Raw genomic sequence first — 21,728 nt, 5'->3', positions numbered from 1 at the left:
CAAAGAGCAATTTCATTGTCGTTTCTCTCAGAAGCGACTTTATTATCTTAACAAGTTATCTCGTTCTTGTCAACAGCAATTTATATATTTTAACATGCTGTTTATTTATTGCCATTTTGGCGGCAAGTAATAATATAACATGGCTTTTTAATTATTGCAATATACTTTTGGTGTTTTTTTTGCTGAATTGAAAGGAGTTTTATGTTAGTCCATTAAGTTACGGGAATAAATTCTTATTTTTTTCTATATAATGATGCAAAGAAGCGATTGGAGTGGAATAATGGATTTTTCATTTGTTGGACTAGCTGTTTCTTTTATAATGTCGCTTTATTTATTTAGTGTTGCATTTTTGGAAGCAATAAACATCAGTAACAATGAAGAAGGAAAAGTGCGAGGCGGAACTTTAATAATGAGTTTAACACTTGCATTTGTTTTCAGCGGTTTTACCTACCTGTTCAATTTTTAGCACAAAAAAATGGCCAGGAGTAAGCGCGCCAACTGTATATGAATATCAGCTGCTCCTCCCTGGCAAAGAATCCATATTTATAACTCAAATTAAAATTTGTTCCCTTTCTCTCTTTTCATCTTTTGCTTTCCGCTGTCACCCCGAAGAAATATTAATATGCCGATTAGCACTAAAATTCCTCCTCCCGCCTGAGTCACAACTAATTTTTCATCAAGAAGTAAGTACGCAAATATTGTGGCGCCAACTGGCTCAAACAAAATGGCCATTGATACTGTAGTTGTACTGATCCATTTAACCACCCAATTAAACAGCGAATGTCCCAGCAGTGTCGGAAAAATCGCTAATAGAAGGAAGTAAATCCAGTCATCAGCCGGGTATGGATAAAGCGGTTCCTTATTTAGCAGAACATAAACAAGCAAAGTCACTGTACTTACACTATAGACGAGAAAAGTATAGGCAATGAGCGAAACTCGTTTCCGGACCGTTTGACCAAACAGCAAATACGCTGTAATCAACCCGCAGGCAGTTAATGCCAAAATATCTCCGAATAAAGCTTGTCCGCTGATTTTAAAATCTCCCCATGAAATAATTACGCTCCCTAATATAGCGATAATACCGCTAAAAATGGCTTTTATTGAAAACCTTTCATGGAAAAAGAGATATGCCCCTGCAAATGCGAATAATGGCTGAAGCGTAACCAATACTGTCGAGCTTGCAACAGAGGTATATTCGAGCGATTCAAACCACAAAATAAAATGAAACGCTAAAAATACACCTGATGCAATTGTTATTATCCAGTCTTTTTTTTGAATTTCATTCAATTCTCTTCTATACTTAATTAAAAAAAACGGCAGCATCAGCAAAATGGAAAATAACAAACGATAAAAAGCAATAACACCAGAGGGTGCCGATGATAATTTAACAAATATCGCTGAAATAGATACAGAAGCAACCCCTATTGCGAGTGCTAAATAAGGGTTTATAGCAGGCTTTTGCATAATAGTTCCTTTCAAAGGCAGGGAGCCCATCAAGATTAAAAATTTATTGGCTATGCGCTAAGTATTATTCCTATGAATTTAGCAATGTATTAAATAATATACTAAACAATAGACTTTTGGGGTATTAGAAAAAAAACGGTTTAAATTAGAAGCTGTTTCGACTTCTTATTCGGATGGTGACATGGATGGATTGGTTTTTTGGTTTTCATTGGGAGCTGCAGATTATTATAAAGCTTTGCATTTCCGCTGTTTTGGGGTTAATTATCGGTTTGGAACGAGAACTTAAACGAAAGCCGGTCGGGTTAAAAACAAGTCTTGTAATCTCAATTGTCAGTTGTTTATTGACAATTGTTTCAATTGAATCGGCATACATGTTTCCTGGAAGTGATAAGGTAAATATAACCATGGATCCACTGCGTCTAGCCGCGCAAATTGTTTCGGGCATTGGTTTTCTTGGGGCAGGTGTTATCCTCCGACGTGGAAATGACAGCATATCCGGCCTAACAACAGCTGCGATGATCTGGGGTGCCGCGGGAATTGGAATCGCTGTTGGTGCAGGTTTTTATGTTGAAGCAATTGCCGGTGTAGTTCTTTTAATAGTTAGTGTAGAACTCATGCCTCCTCTTCTTGGCCTAATCGGGCCCAAACAACTGCGGGAAAAAGAACTTTCCTTAAAGCTGATAATTCAAGATAAAATGGATATTGACAATGTCATTAAGAAAATTAATGATGAAAAGATTGCGATAAAGAATATTAGGATTAAGGATTTAGAGGATAGCCACTCGGTTCAGCTAAAAATTATCGTTGATATCAAGCGCCACACAACTGATGTATATTATACTGTCTCTAACTTAAAAGAAATCAAAACCGTTGAAATAGAGAGTCTATAATATTTTGAAATCCGCAACCAATTTAAGCATGAAAGGAATGAGGCGCACTGTCTCATTCCTGATTATTATTTTTTTGCAAAAATGATTGACTTTTATCAGGAATTCGTTAAAATAATATTTGTACCTTATCTCGGGGGCTTAGCTCAGCTGGGAGAGCGTTTGGCTGGCAGCCAAAAGGTCAGCGGTTCGATCCCGCTAGTCTCCATAAAAAATGAAACACGATTCCATTTTGGAATCGTGTTTTTTATTTTTCCTAGCAGTCTTTTTACCTTCGATTGAATCTAAATAAGATCATAAAATCTCCGTATCCTTCCTCCTCCATTCTTTCTTGCGGGATAAACCGTAGAGCAGCTGAATTGATGCAGTAACGGAGCCCTTTAGGACCAGGTCCATCCTCAAAGACGTGGCCAAGATGCGAATCCGCTTCCCGGCTCCTTACTTCCGTACGTGTCATTCGGTGAGTCAAATCGACTTTCTCCTTTAAACTTGCAGACATGATAGGCTTAGTGAAACTTGGCCAGCCGCAGCCGCTGTCATACTTATCCAGAGAGCTGAATAACGGTTCCCCTGAAATGACATCAACATAAATCCCTTCTTGTTCGTTATCGAAATACTCATTTTCAAAGGGTGGCTCTGTTCCGTTTTCCTGGGTGACAAAATATTGCAAGTCCGTAAGCCGTTCTTTTAGATGAGATTTATCTTTCGGCCAGTGCTCTTTCAAAAACTCTTCCCGTCCAGATCCCCTTTGGTACAGCGCATACCGGAAAGCGTTCTTTTTATAAAAATCCTGATGGTATTCTTCTGCCCGGTAAAACGGGCCTGCAGGCAATATTTTCGTTATGATAGGGTTCGTAAATCGGCCGCTCTCCCCGAGATTTCTTTTAGAGGATTCTGCTTCTAGCTTCTGTTCTTGATTATGGTAAAAAATTGCGGTTTGATATGATTGTCCCCGGTCGGAAAACTGGCCTCCCTTATCTGTTGGATCGATCGTCTTCCAATAAATCTCCAGCAATTCTCGATAGGAAATTACAGCAGAATTAAATGTTATTTGTACTGCTTCATAATGGCCGGTTGTTTCAGAAGTGACCTCCTTATATGTCGGATTCTCCTTATGCCCCCCTGTGTAACCGGATACTATCTCAATTACGCCTTCCCTTGTATCAAAAGGAGAAACCATGCACCAAAAGCAGCCTCCTGCAAAGATGGCTCTTTCCAAAGAATGATCAATTCTTTCCATAAATAACCTCACTTCTTTAATTCTATCTTCTCTCTACTTTATATGCCCAAAATAAAAATTCAAATAACTTTCCTCGGTTGCTTTATCGAAGTACGATTTACGATTGCGCCTCAAAAACCAGATTCCTTACTGCAGTAACATAAATCCTGCCAGCAAAAAAGATAGTCTTTTATGAAAAAGACTACCTTTTCGATTTATTCTTTAATGTTTACCTTCTTACTCTTTACTCTTACCCTTGTTAACTGTTGCTTTAACTTCAGATTTCACTTGAGGTTTGCTTGATTCACGAAGCTGTTTGACTTCTTTTTTGGCTTCTTGATGTTTTTGTTTTACAACCTGCTTCGCTGTTGCGCGTGTTTTCTTAACATCTTGTTTTAGCTCTTCACGCTTCTGCTTGACTGCTTCACGTTCTTGTTTTACTGCTGCTTTTGCCGCTGTACGTTCTTGCTTTACTGCTGCTTTTGCCGCTGTACGTTCTTGCTTTACTGCTGCTTTTGCCGCTGTACGTTCTTGCTTTACTGCTGCTTTTGCCGCTGTACGCTCTTGTTTTACAGCTGCTTTTGCCGCTGTACGCTCTTGTTTTACAGCTGCTTTTGCTGTTGCAGGTGCTTGTTTTGCTTTTAGGACTTCTCTATCTTGTTTAGGCTGGATAACTTTAGGTGTTTCAGGTAATACAATAACTGGAGTTACATTAGTCTCATTCTTCGTTTCAGCTTTCACATCAGCTGCTGCTGTTGTTGCAGTTTCTGCATTTGTTGCTGGAACTGTAGTGCCTTCTGTTTTCGTGGTTGGTGAAATTTCCACTTCAGCACTCTTTTCATCCTTTTCTTCTTTTGCTTTGTCTTCGATCTTAGCAAGTTTACTTTCTATTTTTGCAAGCTTTTTAGCAAGCTTCGCATAACTCTTTTCAATATTCTTTTTCAATGCAGCTTTAGCAGCAGGGTTTTTAACTTTTTCCATTGCTGCCTTTAATGCGATAATATTCTGAGAGAGCTTATTCTCAACTTCCTCAAGCTTTGAATCTTCTGTTGCTTTATCGTCAGTTATCGTTTTATCCTCAGTCGACTTTTCTGTTTTTTCCTCTGTAGAATCCTGGTTTTTGTTTTCAGCTTCTTTGTCCGATCCTTCTTCTACAATCTCGCCTGCATTATAAATAAACGCAGCTGCTTTCTTAATCGCTTCTAATGCTTCTTCTTCTTTTCCGGCAGCAAATAAGGCTTCTGCCTCAGCGATTCGTTCAGAAGCATAAGATGCAAGTAATTTAGCTTCTTTCTCTTTATCAAACGTTAATGCTAACTTAATTTTTTCTAAAGCTGCTTTTGTAAAATAGAAGAAGTCACCTGGTAATGCAGCTGGATTTTCTTTTTTGATTTCCTCTAAATTAGTTTCAGCTTCTTTAATTGTATTTTCTGTAATAACTTCTGTACCGGATGCAGTTTGAGTATTTACTTCTGTCTTTAATTCAACCGATGAAGTTTGGTCTGCCGGCTTAAGTTCATCAGCAAAAACGGCAGATGCTGAAAATGTGAAAGTTCCTGCTAACACCATTGCTAATGCACTTTTTGCAATTTTGTTCATTTCCTTTTTTAACAAATTCTTCATAATCAAATTTCACCTCAAAATTTATTAAGCGGCCCGCTTTTTCGTAATAAATTACGTTTTCATTTAATCGGGCTGTGGGGGTGAATTTCGATAAAGGTACTATTTACCTAATAAAAAAGGTTTATAACATTTTTTGTTCTTTGATTAAAAGGAATAAAGATCCTTTTTAACTATTAATTTTAGCAGAAGAACAAAAGTGCAAGCGTCCGGGCAATTGTGGAACCGCTAATTTCGCCAGTGCTGTAACGTAAACCGTGTTACATCCTTCGTCCTGACCCACACCGTGTGTGCCTCCTGCGATCGTTGTAAACAATTGGTCAAAACACAGACAAGTACTGACAGTAGACGATTATTGCCTCCGGGTGCAGGACTCTCAGTTAACTATGGGCCTGCTCAAAGAATAACTAAATTCTACGAATTGAAAAATATTTCTAGTTATAACAATCATACGGCGGGTATCAGAATTAAGGCAGCAGATACGGCTCGGCACAAGCATTAAAGGCGCCTTAAAGGAGAGTATTTATGTTTGGAATATCAGATGTAATTAAATTTCTTATTTCATTTTTTATAATTTTTCCGATTGTTACCTTTATACACCTGAGCGGTCATATCTTTTTTGTAACTCTCTTCGGAGGAACTGAGAGAAAAATTGTCATAGGGTGCGGAAAAAAAATGTTTTTATTCTTGAATGTGGAAGTGAGGAAGTATTATTTTTGGAACGGAGCCTGTGAGTTTAAATCGCTTAAATATGATAATCGCATAACAAACACTTTGATTTACCTTGGCGGTGCGTTTTTCAATGTAACGAGCATATTTATAATAAACGGACTAATATTTTCAGGAATAATTAATGAGTCTGTGATTGTGTTTCAATTTATTTACTTTTCCTTTTATGTACTTTTCTTTTCCTTATTCCCTATGGATTTTGCCAATGGCAGTCCCAGTGACGGCAAGGCTGCCATGCTTGCTTTAAAAGATAAACATGATGATAAATTTACGGATGACATCATGATAAAGAAAGAAAATGATAAGAAATAAATATAACCGTTCGGATTTTTGAACGGTTTAAGCAGTTTACGGTTAAAAAGATCCTATTTATTTTTAAGCGTTTTTCCGATGCATATAACCTTTTAATGCTGAGCCCAATTACAACGCATAAAACAGCCTTGAATTTGCGTAAAGCTGTTTTTCAGCAGAATTTATGGAAATCCCTTTGATCTGTGCTATCACTTTTACCGCCTCTTTTATCATGAGAGGATGTGTCATTTGCCCTTTGAATGGCCCTTCAAATGGCCAGGGACCGTCTGTTTCCACCATCAGTTGTTCAATTGGGAACGCTTCTGCCAGTTCTTGAATTTCTTCCTCATATACGATGTCAGGGGTTACAGAAATAAAATAGCCATTTCGGGCAATTCTTTCGGCGGTCCCTGCATCGCCTTTAAACCAATGAAAATGAGCTCTAGTGATGGAGTACTTTTCAAGAAGATTGCAAACTACAGGTGCATCCTCATATAATGCATGAAGAACAATTGGCTTACTCAGATCCTTTGCCAGCATAACGAACCTTTCTAACTGCTCGATATAACCCTCCAACGGAATGCTATGTTTTTTTCTCAAATAATAAGGTAACCCTACTTCTCCAACTGCTATCATTTCTTCATTATAGTGGCGGATCCAATTAAAAAGCTTCTGCACCTCCACATCATCTGGCAACGGCTGCTCTGGGTGGTATCCGAATGCCGGTTTAATTTTTTTGTATGTTCTTGCTAATTGAAGATTCCTTTTGCAGGAATCAAGGTCAAATGAAACAGAAATAAGTGCTTCAATTCCCCGTGAATCTTGCAAAATCGAACATATTTCTTGATCATTATATTGGTCCAGGTGAATGTGCGTATCAATGAACCTATTCATGAAAATCATCTATAAGGGCATAATAAATTTTTCTTTTCCACTTCAAAAACTCGTCCTCCAGTAGCAAACTCTCGTTTCTTGACCTTGAAAAAGGAACGGTAAAGTCCGCTTTCACCTTAGCAGGCCTATTTGAAAGGACAACTATCCGGTCAGAAAGAAACAAGGCTTCTTCAATATTATGGGTAATAAACATTACAGTACACCTGTATTCTTCCCAGATGGATAAGAGCCATTTCTGCATCTCAATCCTGGTTAATTCATCCAAAGCGGAAAATGGTTCATCCAAACAAATCAATGATTGAGGGCTTAGAAGGGCGCGAATAAAAGCAGCTCTTTGTTTCATCCCTCCCGAAAGCTCATGTGGATACGCCTTTTCATATCTTTCCAGACCGGCTTTCTTCAGCATCTCCAATGCTCTTTCGGGATCCTTTTTCCCCTGAAGTTCCTGGCCAAGCAGGACGTTTTGCAGTATGTTTTTCCACGGAAGGAGTGAAGGTGTTTGGGGCATATAGCTTATAAATCCCCTTTTCCCGTTAATTTTCTTCCCCCTAAGCTGGATGGATCCATCATCTGGTGCCAGAATGCCGCCAATTAAATGAAAAATTGTGCTCTTTCCGGTACCGGATGGCCCTAGAATTGAAACAAACTCGCCTTCTTCAATCGTTAATTCAAAATCTCTCAAGACAACATTGCCGCTAAATTGTTTCGAAAGATTAGTAATTTGCAAGTGAGTCACTGTTTTTCACCCCTTTCATTTGTCCAGCGGACTAATCGGCGTTCTGTCAGGATGATAATCACAAAGAATATTAAGCTAAGGAGCATGATTGCAAAAATGGCAACAAACACCCTGTCAGTCCTGAAAGAGGAGGAGGCGAGGGTCATATATACACCAATCCCTTGCTTTGCCCCAAGCCATTCAGATATTACCGCCCCCATTACACTGTATGTTGCTGAAATTTTCAAACCTGAAAAAACTGATGGCAATGAATACGGAAGCTCCAACTTCCAAAAAAGCTGGTTTTTTGTGGCACCTGCCATATTCATATAATGTTTTAATTCCGGTGCTGTCTGCCTGAAACCGTCCAGCGCAGCTACAGTAAGCGGAAAAAAGCATACTAATGTAATAACGATCAGCTTGGGCAATAGTCCAAAGCCAAACCAAATAACCAGCAGCGGCGCAAGAACGATTATCGGTATGTTTTGAGATAAAATTAACAATGGAAATATAGAGTCTCTTATAGCCGGTAAAAGATGCAGGACAATGGCCGTTACAAGTCCTATGCTTGACCCTATTAAAAACCCAATCAATGCAAGTTTCACCGTTGAAACTAAATGCGGGTAAAAGTCCACCCAGCCTGCCATCGCTGCTGAACCGATTTTGGTTGGAGCAGGAAGCAGCCATTCTGGTATTCCTGTTGCTTTAACACTTATTTCCCATACAACGAGCAAAAGGAGGAGAACCGCAAACGGTCTCCATCCTTTCATAGTCTTCCTTCCCATTATCGATACTTCTCTGTCAGCTGGCCCATTGAAATGCCCCCCGGCTGGTATAGAATTTTCACTTGGGATATCACGTTGCTGCTGCCCATTTCTACCATTCTTTGATTCATTTCTTTAATGATCCGGAATAATTCTTCAAGATCCCCTTCCATCGTTGTTTCCAGCGGATGAACTTCATATTTCACCCCGGAATTCGCAATTACTGCAATTGCTTCATCTACGTATGGAATGACACTTTCACCATTTTTTGTCTTAGGAATAATTTGAATGCTTATCAATGAATTAGCCATTATCATAACCTCCTATTTTTCAGGTAAAAAATCATTGGTGAATGCTTTTTTGGCATCTAATTGTTTTTCCAAAAGACCGTTATCATACATCCAGGCCGCATAGTTTTCCCACACTTCAGCTTTTTGTTCACCCCACCTGGGAGCATCATCTTGATACTTTGCTGACAACCATTCCTGGCTCTTTTTTACGAGTTCGGCATCCAGGTCAGGAACAGCCTTTGATAAGATTTCTGCTGCGTCTGTTGGGTTATCTATTGCAAATTGATATCCCTTTGAAACGGCCTTTATAAATGATTTGATAGTATCTGAATGATCCTTAATCATTTTTTCATTTGTAGTGATAACTGGTGTGTAGTAATCCAGCTTTTCAGAGTAATCCGTCAGGTTAACCATATTGATTTTTTCTCCACGTAATTCTGCCTCGACACCTGTCCATCCATAATAAATCCAAGCAAAGTCGATATCCCTTTTTACAGCTGTGAAGAAATCAGCATCTCCGATATTGACTATCGAAACTTTATTTACATCCGCACCCTGCTGCTTCATCAGGGATTGAATAACCGATTTCTCAACAGGAGAACCCCAGCCTCCATACGTTTTACCCTCAAAATCTTTCGGAGATGTTATGTTTTTGTCTGCTGGCGAGGCAAAACCGGAAGTATTATGCTGAATAACGGCAGCCACTGAAACAAGGGGAACTCCTTGGACACGGGCCTGGGTAACGCCTTCCTGGTACCCCACCCCAAACTCGGATTTTCCTGATGCAACCAGTTGATCTGCCCCAGCATCACCTGGCATAATAATATCCACATCAAGGCCTTCCTCTTTAAAAAATCCTTTTTCCTTCGCTACATATAAACCCGTATGGTTGGTGTTTGGTGTCCAATCAAGGACGAGAGAAATCTTTTGCAATGATTTTTTGTTTTTTTTCTTGTTTTCTGTTGATGCTGCATTGTCTTTATGATTGCCGCAGCCTGCCAGCAAAAGCATCAAACCCAAAATTAAAATAAACCCTTTTTTCATTATTATCCTCCTCGTGTCGCAGATAAGAATAATCAGGGACATACCAAAAAGCGCCCCAGGCATTGAACCCAGGGCGCATATTGATAAACAATATAAATCTATCGTTTTAGAATATGTTCCCTCCGCTGGTCTCAACCAGATCAGGTTCAAAGAGTCAGCATCTTACGGACGCAATCTCAACCGGCAACACCGGTCCCCCTACTTATTCGTACCTATTCAATTATCTTCCAACTTTTATTATAACAGATAATTTCTAATTGACTACCTTATTTAGCGATAGATTGGTTAGTTTCCCTTGCAGCTTTTTCATCACGCATCCTGCTGAAAATGGTTGCCAGAATTGGACCGGAAATATTATGCCAGACACTGAAGATTGCGCTTGGCACGGCAGCCAATGGTGAGAAGTGTGCAGTTGCGAGGGCCGCTCCTAATCCGGAGTTTTGCATACCTACTTCAATAGCAACGGCTTTTTTCTTGGATAAGTTCATCCCAAAGAGTTTTCCAAAACCATAACCTAATAGATAACCAAGCACGTTATGAAGAATAACGACCGCAAAAATTGTTAATCCCGTTTTAGCGATTTGCTCCTGGCTTCCGGAAACAACAGCTGCTACGATTGCTACAATTGCAACAACAGAAACGAGTGGAAGCACCTTTACACTTGCGTGGGCTTGTCTATTGAAAAATCTCTTTACAAATAATCCCAATAGGATAGGGAGAATCACAATTTTAACAATCGAAATGAACAGTCCCGCCGGATCGACTGAAATCCATTGGCTTGCCAGCAATAAAATTAATGCTGGAGTTACAAGTGGTGCGAGAATAGTGGTTATCGAAGTTATCGTAACCGATAAAGCTACATCCCCTTTAGCTAGGAATGTCATAACATTGGAAGATGTGCCACCAGGACAGCAGCCAACTAAAATAACACCCACTGCAATTTCAGGCGGAAGCTGAAGGCCCTTGGCCAGCAAAAAGGCTAGTGAAGGCATAATGATAAATTGGCCCGCTACGCCAATAGCCACTTCTTTTGGGCGCGTTAAGACTTCTTTGAAATCTCCTGCGGAAAGAGTAAGTCCCATTCCAAACATTATGATCCCTAATAAAGGGACAATATACGGCCCAATCCACGTAAATGTTGAAGGTGAAAAAAAGGCAAGGGCAGCAAATAAAAGCACCCAGATGGCAAAAGTATTGCCGACAAATTGACTGATACGTTCTAAAGTTTTCATGATGCACCTCTGTTGAAATTTTGTATGTAAACAACATAATGGTAGTAATTATATTTGAAAATTCCAATAAACTCAATAGTTTGAATATTTTTTAGCAAATAAAGTTATGAATAAATTGGTTATTGAATTCAATCGTGATCTTTGGACACTTTTTAGTTTGAACCATACAATGAATGTTAGGCTAAAGTAAGTTTTTATTAAAATGAAGTTTTTTTGTACAGTGGGCCTTTTTTAACTTGTAAAAGTTGGCAACAATGAGTAATGGGAAACGGAGGTTGAATGCTTTGAGGCGGTTATTATTTTTGATAACAGCTGTCGGTGCAATATGGTTTATTTTGAATAAAACCAATTATAAGCCAGTATTGGATGATTTAGAATCACGCATCCATACTATCACCGAAGACAACGATCTTTCAGCTGTTGCAGATTCATTACGTACGGGAATTAACCAGCTTGCCATTCAGCTGGAAGAATTAATAGATGAAAATCCAGATAAGCCGGAGCAATTATTAAATGAGAAATTGAAAAAACCTGAATTAAATGCCCCGGCTAAGCAGATGTTTTCAGTATATAATATTGAGATTGGCGATCCACGTGAAAAGGTCGAGCAGCAGATGGGGAAACCAAAACGAATCTCAATGAATGAATATGGTGTTGAATGGTATGCATACCATGAAAACTACCAAAACTTCATGATGCTTGCCTATGATACAGATGATAAAGTGGCGGGTTTATATACAAACCAGGATTTAATAGTATCAGCTAATGGAATAAAACTGGGGAGTTCCAGGCAATCAGTTCTTAACCAGCTTGGGGAGCCTTTAACAAAAATCCGTAAAGGACTTGTCCATTACCAATTTGAAAAGCAGCGTGACTACGATCTGTTCCAGGAGAAAGACAGCTTTATTACTGTCTTTTATGATAAACATCAAAACAACACTGTAACTTCAATTCAGATAATTAGTGAAGAACTTGAACAACAAAAGCATGATTTTTATACACCGGCAAATAATCAAATCAAGCAAGGGTTTGAATATCAGCTCTTTGACCTGACCAATGCCTCAAGGGTTCAGCACGGGCTTCCGATTCTGACCTGGAATGAACATGTCAAAGAAACGGCCAGGAAGCACAGCAGCGATATGGCAAATAAAAATTATTTTAACCATACTAATCCTGAAGGACAATCACCTTTTGACCGGATGAAAGAAGATGATATTTTCTTTTCTGTTGCAGGAGAAAATCTTGCCTATGGCCAGTTTAGCAGCATTTTTGCACATGAAGGCCTGATGAATTCGCTGGGACACAGGGAAAACATTTTAAATAAGGATTTTGAATATTTAGGAGTAGGAGTAGCCTTTAACTCTGAGTCCCATCCATACTATACGGAGAATTTCTTCAGCAACTAGCAAAGAGCGTCCCAGGGATTGAGCCTGAGACGCTCTTTTGTAACTCTTCTTCCTCAAAGCGGCCTACAAATATAATCCTGCAAGGAAAATTCCAAGCGCTTCCTGATATATTTCATCAAACTGCGATAATGGCAGAGGATTAATTCCTTTGCCAACCTCCACTGTAAAACCCGGCCTCCGCCAATCCTGAATAAACCAATCCTTATAGCCGGCATAGCTTTCCAGGGTTTTTACAGCCTCGTATCCACTGACTCTGGCAAATTCTCTAGCCATGCCTTCTGATTCTGGCGGTTCAAGATTCTCAAATCCCCAGTAAATTTCTTCTCCCTGAGTATGAAAAGCGATTACGCGGGCAAAATCCCTTTTCCTTGTCAAATTTGCCATAGCAATTGCTTCAGGCTCTGATAGCGGATTCTCCCCCCCATAATCTCTCGGTCCCGGTTCTGCAGGATTCCGTGCTTTTTCTTGCTCCCACCGTGCAGGAAATTGGTCATTGAGGTCCACTCCCCGAATATTCGCTTTCCATCTGGCAAAATCGTCGCTTCCATTATTCAGGCCAATCAGCCTGTTTCTCCATGGTTTACTGGCAGGCGGGCCGATTAATACAAGATTTACTCCATCCGGATTCACCATCGGAACAATTGATAATGTTGTCTGCTGATAATACGTGAATGTATCGCGGCCTCTAATTGAAGTTTGATTAGTTAGCGATAATAAATAATCGTTTAACAAAGTCATCATAACCGAGGAAGTGATCCACTCATTCGCATGGAAAGAAGCATTATAATGAATCCTTTTTCCTCCCGTCCCAATTAAAGTTTCAGGTATTTCTCTGCCAAGGACTGAATTCCCAATTGAAGAAGTTTGCATAAAAGGGTAAACGTCCTCTAATCTTCTGATATCCTTCAGTAACTTGTTATAATCATAGCTTTGATGGCCCTGAACAATCCGCCAGGTAATCCGCACTGGAACGCTGATCGTCTGCCCGGCCTCCAGTTTATCGATAATAAGATTAGGATTTACAAGACTGATGGCATCCACAGGAAGTTGTCGGCTCCGGGCAATTTTCCACAACGTATCCCCCCGTCTTACTTGGTAATCAACAGCAGTAAATCCCGGAATCCTCACCCTTTGTCCGATAGAAAGCCGATCCCCCTGTATACTTCGGTTTGAATCTGTAATAAGTAAAAGGTGAAGCTTAAATAATTGGCTATAATGCCAGAAAGTATCCTTCGGCCTTACAATAACATCCATAACGCTCCTCCCTCTTTATTAAAAAAGCTTTATCAAAATGTATGCTAAGCAAATGAAATTATAAGCACGGGGTTATCTAGGGATTGATAAAACAGATTGGAGCGTTGACAAAAAGAATCCAGTGGAATATTATGGATATAACACTCAAATGAAAGGATGATGCTTAAGATGAAGTTCTAATCCATTTTCTAATTGGTTTTTATATTTTTTTAAAACCTGGAGAATTGGATTAGTATGCACATTTTTAAGCCGTCTTTTTATTGCCGTTTGTATGCTTATACATAGGCAATTTATGGTTTATTTCTACTGTCCTCTCTCTATGGTTTAGAGAGTTTTTTTGTTTTTTAAAAATTATTGAGGAGGATGGCATGAATGAACAAAATAGATAATTTAAGAGGAAGAATCGCGGTTGTAACAGGAGTAAGCCGGTTAAAAGGGATAGGGGCAGCCATTTGCAGAGAATTAGCCGAACGGGGTGCTGATGTGTTTTTCACATACTGGAGCAAATATGATCAGCAGTTTCCATGGGCCGGCGCACAAGATGAACCTGAATTATTGAAACAGCAGCTGCTTAACATCGGGGTTTGCTGTGGCAATGCTGAAATCGATTTGTCGTCACCATCGGAAATAACAAAGCTTTTTCAAACGGTGCGGAAACAGTTCGGGGAACCCCACATTTTGGTTAATAATGCCTGTTATTCTGCAAATGACAGCATCGACACAGTTTCTTCGGCTTCACTGGATGCTCACTATCAAATTAATATCCGGGCAACTACACTGCTTTCTGCTGAATTTGTAAAAGGCTTTTCCCACCAGGACGGAGGGAGAATCATTAATTTGTCATCTGGACAATCACTGGGCCCGATGTATGATGAGATTTCCTATGCAATTACAAAGGGAGCTGTAGAAACATTGACTTATACATTGGCAGCAGCCGTAAGCGAAAAACGTATTACAGTCAATGCCATCAATCCAGGTCCCACAGATACCGGCTGGATGGACAGCGATCTGAAGGAACAGATACTGACACAATCCCCAATGGGGCGTGTGGGTCAGCCAAAGGATGCGGCACGACTGATAGCGTTTTTGGCAAGCGATGAAGCTGAGTGGGTAACAGGGCAGATTATCCATTCTGAAGGCGGTTTTAAAAGATAAGATTCTGCTGGCTCATAAACGGAGACCATAGAAAAATCCCTTCACTGACTGTGAAGGGATATTTTAACGGTGATACTGCGGAGGCTCTTTATACCTCCTTTATTGTTTGTTTTTCATGCTGCATAGTAACAGGTTCCTGTAATTTCTATTGCTACCATTCTCCGTTTTCTTAATCCTTACTTCTGAACTAATAGACGTTTAGTACAAACAAAAGTTTCATAAATACTAGCTGGACTATAATAATATTTTAGAAAAAGCCTTTTATTAAATGAAACAACTGAATATATAGCAAGTGTACGTCAATACGGATATTTAATCTGTTTTCCACTTGGACAATGTACAGTAGCCCTCTCGGTTGAATATTCCTATTAATCGAGGAGGTCTTTTAGCATGAGTTTATTTTTCAAGGATCCAAAGTATCTCTCACAGCTTCAGGGCTGGCAGTTAAAGGCATTGGAGGAATTTGAAGCTAAAATGACTGATAAAGTAAACCCTTTCCCCTGCATCCCGGCTGCTCAAGCCTACGCTTCTAATCAGGTTAGATATGGATTCGCAGGAGATCCAAGGGATCAGTCAACTGCCCGGGAAGTTGCTGCATTACTGAAAGAATATACAGAGAAATCAAAGTCATTTGGCAGCTATTCTTCCTTGGTCATTTTTTTTTTACACCTCAAGAAATGATTTTAAATAGTACAGTAGAGTTTCTTGAAGAGTTATTTTGGAGGCAATTAAATTGGGTTCATGAATTGGACGAAATTGACTGGCCAGCGGACATACCGGCCGATCCTGCTAATCCCCTGTGGGAATACTGTTTCCATGGCGAGAGATACTTTATGTATTGCGCAACCCCATTGCATGAAAAAAGAAATAGCCGGCGGTTTCCTTATATGATGCTGGCCATTACGCCGCGTTGGGTGCTGCAAAAGTTCACTGAAAAAAATGAGCTTGCTGGTAAAATAAAGAACCATATCCGGAAACGGCTAATTCAGTATGATTCTGTTCCTCCCCATTTTAATCTGAATGAATATGGCAATGAAAATAATCATGAATGGAAGCAATATTTCTTACATGATGAAGATACAGCATTGCCTCAATGTCCGTTTAAACACTTAAAATCGAGGAAAGGTTAATCCCGCCGATTCAGCCACAGGAAGAGAATGGTTGGTTTACCCGCTGTTTTTTTAGCGCAAAAAAGAGAATATAAAAATTAAACGGGTTACTTACATTTAGTTTTGCTTAACGGCTAACTGTTCATCCGCAATCAATCGGTAAGAATTAGCCCGATCCTCAAAACGATGGGTAATCGTGATAACCATTATTTCATCTGCTTGGTATTGCTTTTGCAGCTCCACAAGCTTTTGTTTAACTTCATGCGGGTTCCCAATCACCATCTTTTGCTTCATGCTCTCCATCGTATTTTTTTCCTCAATACTATATGAATATTCTTTTGCAGCTTGTATGGAAGGAACCCCTTGATTGCCTTCACCTTTTGCAAGCTGCAATTGCCATAGCTGCCCGCTTAAAGCAATTTCCTCCGCTCTCTCTGTTGTCTCTGCACAAATGACGGAGGCAGCGACAATTGATTTTGGACGCGCCAATCTTCCTTTTCCCTGAAAGCTAAGCTTATAGTTTTTCATTATTTCAGGCCCTGCTTTCTCACTCATAAAATGCCCAAATGCGTAGGCAGCTCCATTTTCCGCCGCAAGCAAGCTGCTTTTTTCACTCGTTCCCAAAATCCACGGTTCAGGCGGTACAGCCGGCATTGGTGAAGCCGCAACCTTGGAAAACATGTGGCTATCAGGAAAATCATTATGTAAAAACTGAAGCAGTTCCTTAACAGATTCCGGCATTTTTCGTACTTTTTCCAAATAGTTCTCGGAAAGAGCCAAGCTTGCCTCTGCTGATCCTCCCGGTGCCCTGCCAATTCCGATATCAATCCTTCCTGGAAATAACGTTGCAAGAAGATTAAAGGATTCGGCAACTTTATACGGCTTGTAGTGGGGAAGCAGTACAGCCCCTGACCCAATCCGAATTTTGTCAGTATTTGCACCGATGTAGCCAAGCATCACTTCCGGTGCCGGGCACGCCAGCCCCGGCAAATCATGATGTTCAGCAATCCAGTACCGCTCGTATCCCAGCTGTTCACCAATTTGGGCAAGCTTCATTGATTCCTGCAATGCTTGGCCCGCAGTGTTCCCTGCAGAGATTGGTGATTGATCTAATATACTTAATTTCATTATTAAGAACCTTCTTCCCCCATACATTTAATTAACTCTTTCCAAACTCACTATTCTTCAACCCAAATATATCATTTCATGAGCTAAACATACCTGCATTTTAACTTAAAGCAAAATCATGTAAAAAAAGGGATTTGACATAATGTCAAGATCCCTTTCTTTGTTGATAAGCAAGCAACAGCATTAATTTTAATCCTTATAACACATGGCAAGAAGATTTTATTTTTGATTTAGAGGCTAGGAAAATTTCCAGCTGTACAAGGCTCTTTTTCTCAACAAATTATATTATGCACATTTTCAGCAAAAGTATTCACTCCACTATTTACAAGTATGAAAGCCAGATAACCGTGGGAAATTAACATTACTAACCGACAAGGAGGTGAAACACATGTCACGACGCAGTGGTGGTGGAGGACGTAATCGTCTTTTAGTTCAAGGTGCAGAAACGGCAGTTGAACAAATGAAGTATGAAATCGCAGCTGAATTCGGTATCCAGCTTGGAGCTGAGCAAGTTTCTCGTGCTAACGGTTCTGTTGGAGGAGAAATCACTAAACGCCTTGTAGCAACAGCTCAATCTCAATTAGCAGGAGCAGTTGGTCAACCTACAGGTCCTTCTAGAGGCTAATATTAAATTTAATATGAAAAATGGCTATAGGCTGCCTGTTTATACAGGCAGCCTTTTAAGTTTGCCCGCTTAACTTAACGATCTGATATAGCGCCCATTCCCTGCAGGATAATTTTTGCATCCCTGGTAAGGTGATCTATAAAATCCTTCCTTAACAGCAGCTGCTCTTTGTTTCGTATCGTTACTTTAATTGACCTAACGTCGAATTTGGAAGCAAAAGAATTGATGGCACTTATGGTAGCCATTTCTGTTCTAGTTAACGGTTCGTAGCCTTCCTCCAAACGATTTGCTAAAAAATCAAATAACTCGCGTGCATTTCCTTTTAGCAGCAATTTATTATCACTAAGTACACCAATATTTTCTTCTATGTATTTTCTCGCAGTGACCAAATCAAGATTTTCTACAGATTTATGGATGCTGCCAATTAATTCTTTTATATTCAATATTTTATTCACCTCTTAGTCGAAATATGTCGATTATTTAATATTACCAGTTTTTCCCCGGAATTTATAGCGAATTTACTGAACACTTATTTTACATTCTACTGAAAAATGCTCAATGGGGATAACAATTTAATACTGTAATTCTTCCCCGGATACGATGAAAAAACCCTCTTAAGCATATGCTTAAGAGGGTTTAGATTTCTTCCAGTCTTATTAAAAAAACACTTTGTCTACATTATATTTCGCTTGCAGATTATTAATGATATACGTTTCATAAATTTCCCGGTCCATTGGCTCTTCCACAATGCAAATGTCAATTGTGTATACTTCGTCCCGATGAGTTTTGATAGGTGAAACGTTATCTTCAAAGTGCTTTTTAATTCTTTGTCTCAGTTTTCTCGCTTTACCGACAAATAATAGTTCATCATTAATATTATAAAACATGAAAATTCCGCCTTTATCGCGCGGTATCAAGTGAAAATCAGTAAACCCATAAATGTTGCTTAGTTCAGGTTTATCCTGTTTCGTAATGGTTATATTCGGTTCAGGTATTTCAATTTTAATCAAGGTTTATTCACTTCCTGTTTTTTGTTTATCTTATCACAAATTTGAAAATTAATGCAATAAACCCCATGTTTCTAAACATGAGGCAAGCGTTTTAGGATTGGATAATAGCAAGACAGCATCGCAGAGGTTCACGTGGAGCTATAGTTTTCTTATTGGTGAAATCAAGGCAATTAAAACCTCAACAGCTTTAGCGGCGGATGCCAATAGAAACACATAAACCGGATTAATTTCAGCCAGTGCCATGCCGGCAAGAGCCCCTAATGGCATGGCCAAACGGGTAAAAACTCTAGAAAATGCTAAGACTTTTCCCAATAGCTCGGCGGGAACCGTTTCTTGGCGCACTGTCATGACGATGGAATTCCAGGCAACATTACATATAAACGCTATCCCAAAAGCCATGCCGGGAATAAGCCAAAAATCAGATATCAGGACTATAAGAAGCCCTGCTGATCCCATTCCTAATAACAAAGGAATGAGTTTCCCGCGCCGGTAACGCCTTTCTAGTGGTACAATGATAATGCTTCCGATTAAGCCGCCAATACCAATCATGGCGTAATTCAATCCGCTTTGTTCTTCGCTGAGGTGCAGAGTAGATAATAGATAAAACATCAATATGGCAAGCAGCGCGCTTGCGCCAAAGTTTCCTGCCATAGCCTGAAGTGATAACGAAAGATTTAATTTGTCCTTTATCAGCCAATTAAAGCCAAGTCCCATTTCCGCAAAGAAGCTTGTTTTTTTCTCCTTTATGTTTGCTCGCTTTATCTTTGGATACTGAAATACAAAAATCAGAGTAGCCAAAAATGACAAACCATCAAGCCAAAGTGCATGGAATCCGCCAATGGCAGCAATAATACCTCCGGCGAGTGCCGGACCGATTAAATCGGCAATCTGATTGACAAACTGATACCTGGCATTGGCCGCAGTGAGATTGGTTTTTACCATGTAAGGGATAGCTGTAACGGCAGCGACATCAAAGAATAATGTCATAACAGCTAAAATAAAGCCAATTACATATAAATGCCATAGCTGAAGTGTACCAATCATTTGCAGCAACGGAACCAAACAAACTAAAAACATCCTGATAATATCAGCGGCCAGCATGATTGTCCGCTTGTCCCATCTATCAACGGCAACACCTATAAATGGACCAAAAACCACGACAGGCACTACACTAATCACAAAAAGCGATCCCATAACCATCACTGATCCGGTCAGGTGAAAAGAAATCCATGGAATGGCAAACGTATATAGCGAGTCTCCTAATCGAGTAATGAAAAGCCCGAACAAAAATTTTACGTAGGAACGCGGAAAATCTGAGGAGGAAAATAAGCGGAACCTAGGCTGCACTGACTTCCCTTCCCTGTTTGCATTACTTTTAATATGCAATGATAACTTCCTTTCTCTATTTGCCTCCTTTTTATTAACTTCATTGAGAGCTGTCCGTCCAATCCTCAGCTGCTTCCATTATATGCTAAATAAAATACAATTAAAACAATTTTCATTGCTTTGTAAAATCGAAGGATTGAATAATGTCCTGTATACATGGGGTTAACCTGAATATAGGGATTTCAGCATGATATGGAAAGGAAAAAATTTCGAAACCGGAATTCCTGAAGGAGCTCCTATCCCGGAATTTGAAGAAAAGCCAGAAGAATTCTCAAGAGGTTTATGAGTAATCTCTAGAAGGTGTTAAAGTATTTCATTATTCATAATAAAATGCCCTCCGGATAAGAGGGCATTTCAGACTGTAGGCAAACTCGATGAAGTCGAGTTTGTCTGCAGTTATTTTTTTATTTGGCCTGTTAATGGGGTCTGCTGATTTCCGTTCCAGGCGCTTCGCTTTCCGCGGGGCTAACAGTTCCTACTGCCAAGCCTGTAGTGGACTTTCACCACCAAGTTATAGCCCATGCCGGGCGCACCTAAAAAGGGCTTCGGAATGAGACCATTCCCGAACCCCTTTGACAATCTGAAATGCCCTCCGGATAAGAGGGCATTTATTACGTTTACATTTATCTCATGAAGCCTTGCTGGCTGGCATTGCTTAAGTCTTGGGCGATTTGTTGTCTTACTTGCTGTGCATCTGTTCCTGAAATTGCTGATCCTGCTCCAGCAAACATACCTGCTTGACCAAAGCCTGCTTGCTGAGTAAAGCCAGCTTGTTGACCGAACCCGCCTTGTTGCTGCATGCTTTGGTTCATCAGATCTTGCTGAATTTCTTGTCTCACCTGCTGTGCATCTGTACCAGAAATAGCTGAACCTGCTCCAGCAAACATTCCTGCTTGAGCACCGCCTGCTTGTTGTGTAAAGCCAGACTGTTGTCCGAAGCCACCCATTGGTGCAAAGCCGCCACCAAGTGTGAATCCTCCAGCTTGTTGTGTAAATCCACCTTGTTGCTGCATGCTCTGGTTAGCAAGATCTTGCTGGATTTCTTGTCTTACCTTCTGTGCATCTGTTCCGGAAATTGCTGAACCTGCTCCAGCAAACATACCTGCTTGGGCACCGCCTGCTTGTTGTGTAAAGCCACCTTGTTGCTGCATGCTTTGGTTCATAAGGTCTTGCTGAATTTCTTGTCTTACTTGCTGTGCATCAGTTCCTGCAAATCCTGGCTGCATTACAGATTGTACACCGCCAAAACCGCCTGCGCTCATTCCGAAAGCATTTCCTTGCATCATTCCGCCTGCTTGCTGAGAAAAGCCACCTGAACGCTGCATGCTTTGGTTGGCAAGATCTTGTTGTATTTCTTGTCTTACTTGCTGTGCATCAGTTCCTGCAAATCCTGGCTGCATTACAGATTGTACACCGCCAAAACCGCCTGCGCTCATTCCGAAAGCATTTCCTTGCATCATTCCGCCTGCTTGCTGAGAAAAGCCGCCTGAACGCTGCATGCTTTGG

Annotated in this window: 22 protein-coding genes, 1 tRNA gene, 1 pseudogene and 1 riboswitch; of the genes and pseudogenes, 9 read left to right on the top strand and 15 right to left on the bottom strand. The window is 40.1% G+C overall.

The window, feature by feature from the left end:
• Positions 1–280: 280 nt before the first annotated feature.
• A complete protein-coding gene (locus CVD28_RS27305) occupies positions 281–466 on the top strand; it encodes a hypothetical protein (RefSeq protein WP_101597800.1) in 186 nt (61 codons plus the stop codon).
• Positions 467–555: 89 nt separating this feature from the next.
• Here CVD28_RS27305 and CVD28_RS27300 read toward each other — a convergent pair whose 3' ends face one another.
• On the bottom strand, positions 556–1,464 hold the full coding sequence (locus CVD28_RS27300; RefSeq protein ID WP_101597802.1) for a DMT family transporter: 909 nt from the start codon (positions 1,462–1,464) through the stop codon (positions 556–558).
• A gap of 185 nt (positions 1,465–1,649) precedes the next feature.
• Between CVD28_RS27300 and CVD28_RS27295 the strand changes: the two genes are divergently transcribed.
• A complete protein-coding gene (locus CVD28_RS27295; protein ID WP_101597799.1) occupies positions 1,650–2,354 on the top strand; it encodes an MgtC/SapB family protein in 705 nt (234 codons plus the stop codon).
• Positions 2,355–2,486: 132 nt separating this feature from the next.
• Positions 2,487–2,559 (top strand) — tRNA-Ala (locus CVD28_RS27290).
• A 60-nt stretch (positions 2,560–2,619) separates the two neighbouring features.
• Here CVD28_RS27290 and msrB read toward each other — a convergent pair.
• Positions 2,620–3,591, bottom strand: a complete 972-nt coding sequence (msrB, locus tag CVD28_RS27285; RefSeq protein WP_101597798.1) for a peptide-methionine (R)-S-oxide reductase MsrB — start codon at positions 3,589–3,591, stop codon at positions 2,620–2,622.
• Between the two features lie 216 nt (positions 3,592–3,807).
• A complete protein-coding gene (locus CVD28_RS27280; RefSeq protein ID WP_101597797.1) occupies positions 3,808–5,193 on the bottom strand; it encodes a DUF5667 domain-containing protein in 1,386 nt (461 codons plus the stop codon).
• Positions 5,194–5,715: 522 nt separating this feature from the next.
• Here CVD28_RS27280 and CVD28_RS27275 point away from each other — a divergent pair.
• Positions 5,716–6,231, top strand: a complete 516-nt coding sequence (locus CVD28_RS27275) for a hypothetical protein (protein WP_101597796.1) — start codon at positions 5,716–5,718, stop codon at positions 6,229–6,231.
• A 108-nt stretch (positions 6,232–6,339) separates the two neighbouring features.
• On the opposite strand, the gene CVD28_RS27270 is transcribed toward CVD28_RS27275, so the two are convergent.
• The 6 genes from CVD28_RS27270 to CVD28_RS27245 form a co-directional block, all read right to left on the bottom strand.
• Positions 6,340–7,104 carry a TatD family hydrolase gene (locus CVD28_RS27270; RefSeq protein WP_101597801.1) on the bottom strand — a complete coding sequence of 255 codons (765 nt, stop codon included), beginning with the start codon at positions 7,102–7,104 and terminating at the stop codon, positions 6,340–6,342.
• Complete coding sequence (locus CVD28_RS27265; RefSeq protein WP_101597795.1) at positions 7,097–7,840, bottom strand: ABC transporter ATP-binding protein; 744 nt, start codon at positions 7,838–7,840, stop codon at positions 7,097–7,099. The genes CVD28_RS27270 and CVD28_RS27265 overlap by 8 nt, the downstream gene beginning before the upstream one ends.
• Positions 7,837–8,604: an ABC transporter permease gene (locus tag CVD28_RS27260; protein WP_101597794.1), complete on the bottom strand. Its 768-nt coding sequence runs from the start codon at positions 8,602–8,604 to the stop codon at positions 7,837–7,839. The genes CVD28_RS27265 and CVD28_RS27260 overlap by 4 nt, the downstream gene beginning before the upstream one ends.
• Complete coding sequence (locus CVD28_RS27255) at positions 8,604–8,894, bottom strand: MTH1187 family thiamine-binding protein (protein ID WP_101597793.1); 291 nt, start codon at positions 8,892–8,894, stop codon at positions 8,604–8,606. Before CVD28_RS27255 ends, CVD28_RS27260 begins: the two co-directional genes overlap by 1 nt.
• Before the next feature lie 12 nt (positions 8,895–8,906).
• Positions 8,907–9,917: an ABC transporter substrate-binding protein gene (locus CVD28_RS27250; protein WP_101597792.1), complete on the bottom strand. Its 1,011-nt coding sequence runs from the start codon at positions 9,915–9,917 to the stop codon at positions 8,907–8,909.
• Between the two features lie 100 nt (positions 9,918–10,017).
• A riboswitch (TPP riboswitch) is annotated at positions 10,018–10,127 on the bottom strand.
• Between the two features lie 56 nt (positions 10,128–10,183).
• Positions 10,184–11,149: a bile acid:sodium symporter family protein gene (locus CVD28_RS27245; protein WP_101597791.1), complete on the bottom strand. Its 966-nt coding sequence runs from the start codon at positions 11,147–11,149 to the stop codon at positions 10,184–10,186.
• Between the two features lie 284 nt (positions 11,150–11,433).
• Here CVD28_RS27245 and CVD28_RS27240 point away from each other — a divergent pair, with 284 nt between their 5' ends.
• Entirely contained in the window at positions 11,434–12,555 is a 1,122-nt protein-coding gene (locus CVD28_RS27240; protein ID WP_257986005.1) for a CAP domain-containing protein, read from the top strand.
• Between the two features lie 63 nt (positions 12,556–12,618).
• On the opposite strand, the gene CVD28_RS27235 is transcribed toward CVD28_RS27240, so the two are convergent.
• A complete protein-coding gene (locus tag CVD28_RS27235) occupies positions 12,619–13,809 on the bottom strand; it encodes a M14 family metallopeptidase (protein ID WP_101597789.1) in 1,191 nt (396 codons plus the stop codon).
• Positions 13,810–14,181: 372 nt separating this feature from the next.
• On the opposite strand from CVD28_RS27235, the gene CVD28_RS27230 reads away from it, so the two are divergent.
• From CVD28_RS27230 to CVD28_RS29025, 3 genes are all read left to right on the top strand, one after another.
• Positions 14,182–14,964, top strand: coding sequence for an SDR family oxidoreductase (locus tag CVD28_RS27230; protein WP_101597788.1), 783 nt, complete (start codon positions 14,182–14,184; stop codon positions 14,962–14,964).
• A 390-nt stretch (positions 14,965–15,354) separates the two neighbouring features.
• A complete protein-coding gene (locus CVD28_RS29030; protein ID WP_257986004.1) occupies positions 15,355–15,645 on the top strand; it encodes a YqcI/YcgG family protein in 291 nt (96 codons plus the stop codon).
• Complete coding sequence (locus CVD28_RS29025; protein ID WP_257986003.1) at positions 15,642–16,094, top strand: YqcI/YcgG family protein; 453 nt, start codon at positions 15,642–15,644, stop codon at positions 16,092–16,094. The genes CVD28_RS29030 and CVD28_RS29025 overlap by 4 nt, the downstream gene beginning before the upstream one ends.
• A gap of 96 nt (positions 16,095–16,190) precedes the next feature.
• Here the strand turns inward: CVD28_RS29025 and CVD28_RS27220 are convergent, their stop codons facing one another.
• Positions 16,191–17,201 (bottom strand): LLM class flavin-dependent oxidoreductase, encoded by a 1,011-nt coding sequence (locus CVD28_RS27220; RefSeq protein ID WP_101597787.1) that lies wholly within the window; start codon positions 17,199–17,201, stop codon positions 16,191–16,193.
• Positions 17,202–17,589: 388 nt separating this feature from the next.
• Here CVD28_RS27220 and CVD28_RS27215 point away from each other — a divergent pair, with 388 nt between their 5' ends.
• Positions 17,590–17,826 carry an alpha/beta-type small acid-soluble spore protein gene (locus CVD28_RS27215; protein ID WP_101597786.1) on the top strand — a complete coding sequence of 79 codons (237 nt, stop codon included), beginning with the start codon at positions 17,590–17,592 and terminating at the stop codon, positions 17,824–17,826.
• 74 nt (positions 17,827–17,900) lie between these two features.
• On the opposite strand, the gene CVD28_RS27210 is transcribed toward CVD28_RS27215, so the two are convergent.
• The 4 genes and pseudogenes from CVD28_RS27210 to CVD28_RS28415 all read right to left on the bottom strand — a co-directional run.
• Positions 17,901–18,269, bottom strand: a complete 369-nt coding sequence (locus CVD28_RS27210) for a hypothetical protein (RefSeq protein ID WP_101597785.1) — start codon at positions 18,267–18,269, stop codon at positions 17,901–17,903.
• Between the two features lie 213 nt (positions 18,270–18,482).
• Entirely contained in the window at positions 18,483–18,836 is a 354-nt protein-coding gene (locus tag CVD28_RS27205; protein WP_101597784.1) for a nucleotide excision repair endonuclease, read from the bottom strand.
• A 138-nt stretch (positions 18,837–18,974) separates the two neighbouring features.
• Positions 18,975–20,183 (bottom strand): MFS transporter, encoded by a 1,209-nt coding sequence (locus tag CVD28_RS27200; protein WP_374702572.1) that lies wholly within the window; start codon positions 20,181–20,183, stop codon positions 18,975–18,977.
• Positions 20,184–20,845: 662 nt separating this feature from the next.
• A pseudogene (locus CVD28_RS28415) lies at positions 20,846–21,728 on the bottom strand (hypothetical protein); the annotation flags it as partial.

Origin of the sequence: Bacillus sp. M6-12, from assembly GCF_002860285.1 — a bacterium.
GTDB lineage: Bacteria > Bacillota > Bacilli > Bacillales > DSM-1321 > Peribacillus.
The sequence above is the reverse complement of the archived record's forward strand: the minus strand, read 5'-3'. Positions and strand labels throughout refer to the sequence as shown.